General features: G+C 63.6%; 6 protein-coding genes and 1 pseudogene. 1 reads left to right on the forward strand and 6 read right to left on the reverse strand.

The genetic code is table 11. The annotated features are described in order from the left end of the window. Nucleotides 1-2,452 (forward strand): annotated as a pseudogene (locus EN994_RS09380) (FAD-dependent oxidoreductase); the annotation flags it as partial. Nucleotides 2,453-2,647: 195 nt separating this feature from the next. Here EN994_RS09380 and EN994_RS09385 read toward each other — a convergent pair. The 6 genes from EN994_RS09385 to EN994_RS09410 all read right to left on the reverse strand — a co-directional run. Beyond that, nucleotides 2,648-3,937, reverse strand: a complete 1,290-nt coding sequence (locus tag EN994_RS09385) for an FAD-dependent oxidoreductase (RefSeq protein WP_063168750.1) — start codon at nucleotides 3,935-3,937, stop codon at nucleotides 2,648-2,650. Continuing rightward, a complete protein-coding gene (locus tag EN994_RS09390) occupies nucleotides 3,930-4,679 on the reverse strand; it encodes an ABC transporter ATP-binding protein (protein WP_063168749.1) in 750 nt (249 codons plus the stop codon). Before EN994_RS09390 ends, EN994_RS09385 begins: the two co-directional genes overlap by 8 nt. After that, nucleotides 4,603-5,433, reverse strand: coding sequence for an ABC transporter ATP-binding protein (locus EN994_RS09395; protein WP_063168748.1), 831 nt, complete (start codon nucleotides 5,431-5,433; stop codon nucleotides 4,603-4,605). Before EN994_RS09395 ends, EN994_RS09390 begins: the two co-directional genes overlap by 77 nt. Further along, nucleotides 5,430-6,425, reverse strand: a complete 996-nt coding sequence (locus tag EN994_RS09400) for a hypothetical protein (protein ID WP_024504006.1) — start codon at nucleotides 6,423-6,425, stop codon at nucleotides 5,430-5,432. Before EN994_RS09400 ends, EN994_RS09395 begins: the two co-directional genes overlap by 4 nt. Next, complete coding sequence (locus EN994_RS09405) at nucleotides 6,425-7,375, reverse strand: branched-chain amino acid ABC transporter permease (RefSeq protein ID WP_224620706.1); 951 nt, start codon at nucleotides 7,373-7,375, stop codon at nucleotides 6,425-6,427. Before EN994_RS09405 ends, EN994_RS09400 begins: the two co-directional genes overlap by 1 nt. 150 nt (nucleotides 7,376-7,525) lie before the next feature. Continuing rightward, nucleotides 7,526-8,249: branched-chain amino acid ABC transporter substrate-binding protein (locus EN994_RS09410; RefSeq protein ID WP_206530389.1), on the reverse strand; the 724-nt coding region annotated here is incomplete at its 5' end.

Raw genomic sequence — 8,249 nt, forward strand, 5'->3', positions numbered from 1 at the left:
GTTCAGAACAGATGCCGGAACAGGCTGATGTCGTCATCGTCGGCGGCGGCATTGCCGGATGTTCGGTCGCCTATCACCTCACCAAGCTTGGCATCACCGACGTCGTACTGTGCGAGCGCAAGCAGCTGACATGCGGCACGACATGGCATGCCGCCGGCCTGGTGACGCAGTTGCGGGCGACGCGACAGATGACGGAGCTGGCGAAATACACCGGCGAGCTGTTCGGCCGCCTCGAAGCCGAAACCGGACAGGCCACCGGCTTCATGCAGCGCGGCTCGCTGCGTGTCGCCAACACCGAGGCGCGCTTCGAGGAGCTGGCACGCGGCGCCTGGATGGGGCGCAATTTCGGCCTGCCGGTCGACATGGTCACGCCCGGCGAGATCAAGGAACGCTGGAGCCCGGTCAACATCGACGGCATCGTCGGCGGCTTCTGGTTCCCCAATGATGGACAGGTCAACCCCACCGACGTCACCATGGCCTATGTCAAGGGCGCGCGCACCGGTGGCGCCTGCATTCTCGAAAACACGCCGGTCACGAAAATCCTGGTCGAGAACGGCCGCGTTTGCGGCGTGGTCACCGACAAGGGCGAGATCCGCGCCGACAAGGTGGTGATATGCGGTGGCATGTGGTCGCGCGATCTCGCGGCACAGATCGGCGTGACGCTGCCGCTGCACGCCGCCGAGCATTTCTACATCGTCACCGAGACCATCCCCGGCCTGCCCGCCAATTTGCCGGTGCTTTTCCTGGGCGACGAGTGCTCCTACTACAAGGAAGACGCCGGTAAGCTGCTGCTCGGCTGCTTCGAGCCGGTGGCCAAGCCGTGGGGCCATAACGGCATCTCGCCCGATTTCTGCTTCGACAGCCTGCCCGAGGACTTCGAGCATTTCGAACCGATCCTCGAAATGGCAACCAGGCGGGTGCCGCTGCTGGCGGATGTCGGCATCAAACTGTTCTTCAACGGACCGGAAAGCTTTACGCCGGATGACCGCTATCTGCTGGGCGAGACGGCTGAGGTCTCCGGCCTGTTCTGCGCCACCGGCTTCAATTCCGTCGGCATCCTCTCCTCGGGCGGCGTCGGCAAGGCGCTGTCGGAATGGATCCGCGACGGGCGCCCACCGGTCGATCTCGCCGATGTCGACGTGCGCCGCACCATGTCGTTCCAGTCGAACAAGAAATATCTCTACGACCGCACCACCGAAACGCTTGGCCTTTTGTTCGACATGCACTGGCCATACCGCCAGTTCGCCACGGCGCGCCACATCCGCAAGAGCCCGTTCCACGACCGCCTGATGGCGGCGGGTGCCTGCATGACCGAGGCCGCCGCCTACGAACGCCCTGGCTTCTTCGCTTTGCCCGGCATGAAGGCCGAGATCGACTATTCCTACGGCCGCCAGAACTGGTTCGGCGCCTGCGGCGAGGAAAGCCGCAACACGGCTGACAACGTTACGCTGTTCGACCATTCCTGCTTCGTGAAATACTGGATCGAGGGGCGTGACGCCTGCGCGGTGCTCAACCGCATCTGTGCCAACAATGTCGACGTACCCGCCGGCCGCGTCGTCTACACGCAATGGCTGAACGAGCTAGGCGGCATCGAAGCCGATGTCACGGTCACCCGCATCTCCGAAACCGCCTACATGGTCGTGACCATCGCCGTGTCGCAGCGGCGCGACCTGGCCTGGCTCAAGCGCCATATCCCGGCGGACGCGCATGTCTTCGTGCAGGATGTCACCTCCGGCCTGCCCATGCTGGCGCTGATGGGGCCGAAATCGCGCGATCTCCTGCGCGCCGTCTCGCCCGATGACTTCTCGGAGGCGGCGTTTCCCTTCGGCACCAGCCGCGAGATCGACCTTGGCTATGCGCGGGTGCGCGCCAGCCGGCTGACCTTCGTCGGCGAGCTTGGCTGGGAGCTCTACATGCCCGCCGAGTTCGCCGCCCATGTCTTCGACAAGCTGGCCGAGGCGGGCGCCGATTTCGGCCTGCGCCAAGGCGGCTACTTCGCCATCAATTCGCTGCGCATGGAGAAAGGTTACCGCCACTGGGGTCACGACATCGGCGAGGAAGACAGCCCGCTGCAGGCAGGGCTTGGCTTTGCCGTGGCGTTCGACAAGCCAGGCGGCTTCATCGGCCGTGATGCGCTGTTGCTGCAGAAGGAGGCGGGCAAGCCGCGCCGCCGCTTGGTGCAGTTGCGGCTGCAGGCCGAAGATGCGCCTCTCCTCTATCATCACGAACCGATCTGGCGCGGCGGCAAGATCGTCGGTTCGGTCACCTCCGGCGCCTACGGCCACCGCATCGGCGCCTCGCTCGGCATGGGCTATGTCGAATGCGAGGGCGGTGTCGACGATGCCTGGCTGGCAGCCGCCCTCTGGAGATCGAAATCGCCTGGAAGCGATACAAGGCCATTGCGCAGCTCAAGCCGTGGTACGATCCGAAGGGGGAACGCCTGAGACCGTGACAGAACCTCCTTTTGGATCAGTCGGAGGCCCTAAGTCCCAGCCACGCTGAAGGTCCGCTTCGGCTTCCGCTGATGCCTGAAGCTACCAGTCCGCTTTCGGCCCAGTCGTGACCGAGCATGGGCTGTCTGATTGAGACTTCTGCCTCGGCCAGCTAGCCGCCGGCACAAAATCAGCATCGTCGGCCTATAATGTCATCAAGAGCTTCGATCCTTGAAGCGGTTCCAGAGATGCATGCGGTTCGCGACCTGCACGGCGACCGGATGGAACGGAACCGGTTTCATGTTGGTGACCGGCAAAGGCATCTGCTCGTCCCGGCGCCGGCCTGCCGCCCAGCGGCCGATTTCCTGGCCAAGAGACATTGCCAATGCCACGCCGCGGCCGGAATAGACGCCGCCAAACACGAGGCCGGGTGCCAGGCGATAGAGGCGAGGTCTGCGATCAGGCACCACGGCAAAGGTGCCATGCCAGTATTCCACGATCGGCGGTTCGCCGCCGAATGCGCGAAAAGCCTTGCCCAGCATGCTCGAGACCTTGGCGCGACCGCGGTCGGCCTCGTCAAACCACAATGTATGCGTGCCGCCGCTCACCAGCCGGCCGTCGACGTCGTAGTGGAAATAGCGGATGTCGTTGCGCATGTCGGACACCGCGGGGTTGCCGACAAGGATCTGGGTGCGCAGGCCTTCCGGCAGCGGGTTTGTCGCGGCCTGGAAGACCTTGAACGGCATCAGTGTCTTCTTCAGCCCAGCCCAGAGGTCGCCGGTAAGCGCATTCGTGGCAAGCACCACTTCTGGCGCCGTGACGCTTCCCGTTGCGGTGAAGACGCGCCAGCCGCCTTCCACCTTCTCGATGCGAGACGCCGCGGCGTTCTCGAAGATGGTCACGCCTTCGCGCTCAAGGGCGCCGGCAAGGCCAATGGTCATGGCGAACGGATTGATGTGGCCGGAATTGTGCACCATCCAGCCGCCGAGATAGGGGCTGCCGATGCGCGCGCTGGCTTCGGCCCGGTCAAGCCAGGAGACATTGGCGCCGAAGGCTTTCCACTCTTCGTAGAACTGGTGCGCGCGGGCAAGCGTGGTGTCGGTGTGAGCGGGCTGGATCCAGCCTTCCTGAACCTGGTGGGCGTCTATGTTGAAGCGCTGCATCAGGCCGAAGGCTACGCCGGCCGCATCCGCAACCATGCGATTGTAGCGCTCACCGATCGTCTTGCCGTAGACCGCCTCGAACTCCGCCGGCGAGGCCTTGGAATGGTGGGAGATGACAAGGCCGTTGTTGCGGCCCGACGCTGCCGATCCGATCTCGTTGCTCTCAAGCAGGATGACATTGACGCCGCTGTCGCGCGCGCCGAGTGCCGCGGCCATGCCGGTGAAGCCGCCGCCGACCACCAGCACGTCCGTCTTCAGGTCGCCTTGCGGTGCCGGTGCGGCCGGGCGCCTGTTCGCGGTCTTGCGCCACAGATGCGGCGTCTTCCAGTCGACCTCAAACATGAAGGACGTCCTCGCTGGCGCCGCCGAGATAGTGTTCCCTCAGGGCCGAATGCGCGGCCATTTCCTGCGCCGGGCCATGCAGCTTCACCTTGCCGGTGTTGAGCAGGTAGGCGTAGTCGCCGCATTCAAGCGCCAGCTGAACGTTCTGCTCGACGAGCAGGATCGAAATGCCGTGGCGCGACAGGTCGAGGATGATGCGGAAGATCTGGTGGACGATCTTCGGGGCAAGGCCGAGAGACGGCTCGTCGAGCATCAGAAGCTTCGGCTCGGCCATAAGCGCGCGCCCGATCGCCAGCATCTGCTGCTGGCCGCCGGACATGCGGCTTGCCATGCCGTTGCGCCGTTCCTTGAGCACAGGAAACAGCTCGAACACCTCGGCGCGCAATGCCTCGAAACTCTTCCCGCCGCGACCGATATGGGCCGCGACCAAGTTTTCCTCCACCGTCAGGCGCTGGAAGATCTGGCGGCCTTCCGGGCAGTGGGTGATGCCGAGACGCACGACCTGTTCGGGGCGCATCCCGGTGATGTCGCGGCCCTCGAACGCGATGCTGCCTGCGGTGGGCCGCGCCACGCCGGAAACGGAATTGAGCAGCGTCGTCTTGCCGGCGCCGTTCGGACCCAGGATGACGACGATCTCGTGCGGATCGACGTCAATGCTGATGCCCTCAAGAACGCCGACGCGCCCGTATCCCGAGCTGAGCCCGGCGATTCTGAGCAGCGGCCCGGATGTCGTCGATGTCATTGGCGGTTCCCAGATAGGCGAGTTGGACGTCGGTGCTTGCCTGCACTTCGGCGGGCGTGCCCCGGAAGAGCAGTTTCCCATGATGCATGACGATGATGCTGTCGCAGAGTGTCATGACGAGATCCATGTCGTGCTCGACGACGATCATGATCCGGTCGGGCGAACGCAACGCGGTGAGTTTTGCCGTCAGTTCCGCCGTCTCGTGGTGGTTCAATCCGGCGGCGGGCTCGTCGAGCAGCAGGACGCGCGGATTGGCGACCAAGGCGCGGGCGATCTCCAGCATGCGTTGTCGGCCATAGGGCAGGCCCCCGGCATCGACGTCGGCGTAGCCCTGAAGGTCAAAAAACCGCAGGATTTCCATGCATTTCTCACGCCGGCGCCGGCGCTGGGCGTTGGCATAGGGTGGCCAGATCACTTCCCTCCAGGCGGCCGCAACCTCGGCGGGATAGAAACAGACTTCAAGGTTCTCGATCGCCGACATCTGGTCGAAGAGGCGGATGTTCTGATAGGTGCGGGCAATTCCCGAATTGGCGATCTGGTATTTCTTGAGTTTGTCGAGACGCTTGCCGTCGAGCGTGATCGAGCCCGACGACACTGTGTAGGAACCAGCCGTCATGTTGATCAGCGTCGACTTGCCGGCGCCGTTCGGTCCGATCACGCCGTGGATTATGCCGGGAGCGAAGTCGGTCGACACGCCGTCGATGGCGACGACCTCGCCATACACCTTGCGAAGGCTCTGAAAGACCAGCGTCATTTTCCGAAAAGCCCTCGGATCAGTTTCTCCGGCCCGAAGCTGCGCGGCACGATGCCGGCCGGGCGCGCGATGATCAGCGAGATCATCAAAAGACCGAGGAAGAGGATGCGCCATTCGGCGAATTCGCGCAGCAGCTCCGGCAGCAGGATCAGGATTGCCGCGCCGGCGACGATGCCGAAGATGTTGCCGATGCCGCCGACCACGATCATCAGCACGATCAGCACCGATTCCTGCAGCGTGAAGCTTTCCGGGCTGACGAAACGCTGCGATGCGGCGAAGATCGCGCCGGCTATGGAACCGATCGTGGCCGAGGTGGCGAAAGCGGCAAGCTTGGCATTGGTGGTGTTGATGCCGATGCCGCGCGCGGCATCCTGGTCCTCGCGGATCGCCGCCCACGCCTTGCCGAGGATGGAGCGCTCGAGCCGCCAGACCACGGTGCCGACGATGAGCACGGTGATCAGCAGCAGCCAGAAGAAGTCGATCGGCCGGGCAATCTGTATGCCGAGGATCGACGCCTTGTCCAGCCGGGCAATGCCTTGCGGCCCTCCGGTCAGCCAGTCGAGATTGTTGATGATGATGCGGATGATCTCGCCGAAGCCAAGTGTGACGATGGCCAGATAGTCGCCGCGCAATCGCAACACCGGAATGCCGAGCAATATGCCGGTGACCGCACCCAGGCAGGCGGCGACGAGCAGGATGAGCAGGAACGGCATATGCAGGCCGAGCTGCGGGCTTGCCAGCAGCCCATAGCTGTAGGCGCCGACCGCGTAGAAGGCGACGAAGCCGAGATCCAGCAGCCCGGTATAGCCGATCACGATGTTCAGGCCGATGCCGAGCAGGATGTAGATCAGCAGGCTGTTGAGGACACGGACATGGTAGTTGGGCAGGAAGGGCGTGGCCATGATCAGCGCGATCGCGATGGCGAAGACGAGCCAGGAGATGGTCCGGTTCGCACGCGGCCGGGCCGCGGCGAGAGTGTCGGCGGCGGCCATCAGAATTCCCTCTTGTACACGATGCTTTCCTCGGAGACGGCCTCGCCGAGTATACCGGCAGGACGGACCAGAAGCACGAGTATGAGGATCGCAAAGGCGAGAACGTCGCGATACTCGGTGCCGAGCACGCCGTTTGTGACAATGGGCAGCAGCGCGGTTCCCCACACTTCGATAAAAGCCAGGATGAAGGCGCCGAGCATGGCGCCGGGGATTGAACCGATGCCGCCGAGGATGGCCGCGGTGAAGGCCTTCAGCCCGATGACGGCGCCCATGCTGGGCGACATGATGCCATAGTAACTGGAATAGAGGATGCCGCCGGCAGCGCCGAGAAGCGGCCCGACGAAGAACACCATGGAGATGGCGCCGTTGACGTTGATGCCAAGCAGCTGTGCGGTCGGTCGGCTTTCCGATACGGCGCGCACGATGATGCCGATACGGCTCCGGTTGACTAGGACATGCAGGCCGAACATCAGCACGAAGGCGGCGATCAGGATGCCGATCTGCATCAAGGTGATGGTGCCGCCCATCACCTGATATCGGACGACGGGGAAGAAGCTGGGAAAGGCGACTGGCTGTGGGCCGGCCAGGATCTGCACCCCGGTGACGAGCGACAATGAGACGCCGAGCGAGGACAGCATCGGCGCGAGCCGGGTGGAGCTTCTCAGCGGTTTGTAGGCGACCCTTTCGATGCCGACTCCAATGAGGCCGACGAGGAAGATCGCCACGAGAAAGGCCGCGGTAAGCGCCAGCGCGCCCGACATCCCGACATCGCCGACCAGCAGGCTGAGCGCCAGAAACGCTACATAGGCGCCGAGCATGAACATCTCGCCATGGGCGAAGTTGATCATGCGCAACACGCCGTAGACCATGGTGTAGCCGAGCGCGATCAGGGCGTAGATCGAGCCGATGGTCAGGGCATTTACCGTTTGTTGGATAAGATTTCCCAGCATGGGCCGGCGTCCTGTGCCTGCAACCCCATGGACCGGTCGAACCGGGAAGGGGAATGGTCGACGTGGCCGCCCGTACTTGCGGCAGGCACGCCCGTCAACAGGTGAAGGAGCCGCTTCGCGCGTAGCGATGCGGCTCCGGCGGTCTGGCTGCTATTTCGAACCGACGAGATGGAAGCCCGTTCCCTCCACCTTGTAGAGGTAGGATGGGGCGACTTTGAGTTCGCCGGTTTCGTCGAATTCCAGCTCGCCGACGACGGTCTTCGCCTTAACTGCATGCAATGCCGCGTTGAGGTCCTCACGCGTGAGGCCTTTCGTCGTTTTCAGCACCTGTTCCAAAATCTGGCCCTGTACATAGCCGTAGATCGAATACGGGCCGGCTTCCTCACCATATTTCGCCTTGTAGAGTTTGGCGAAATCGGCGATCTCGGGGGAGGCATCCATCGGCGGCACCTGGATCGCGACAAGCGTGCCCTGGACATTGGCTTCGCCGGCCTGTTTGATGAGGTCCGGCGTGTAGCCGCCGTCCGGCACCATTAGCACGGCGGCGATACCTTGCTCGTGCATCTGCTTGGCAAACAGCGCAAGCTGCGGCATGACGGCGCCGAGATAGATCGCATCGGGCTTCTTGGACTTGATCTGGGCCAGCACAGCGGTGAAGTCCACGTCGGATGGCGCCACGGCAATGGTATCGAGGACCTTGCCGCCGCCGGTTTCGAAGTTCTTGGCGAAGATTTCGGAAATGCCCTGGCCGAAGACCTGCTTGTCGTTGACGATCACGGCAGTCTTGGCGCCGAGCTTGCCCAGCGCATATTCGGCTGGCAACAATGCGCCGGCCAGATCGTTGGCCACCGGGCGCACCATGAACTTGTAGCCC

Source organism: Mesorhizobium sp. M7A.F.Ca.CA.002.09.1.1, assembly GCF_003998555.1.
Classification (GTDB): domain Bacteria; phylum Pseudomonadota; class Alphaproteobacteria; order Rhizobiales; family Rhizobiaceae; genus Mesorhizobium; species Mesorhizobium ciceri.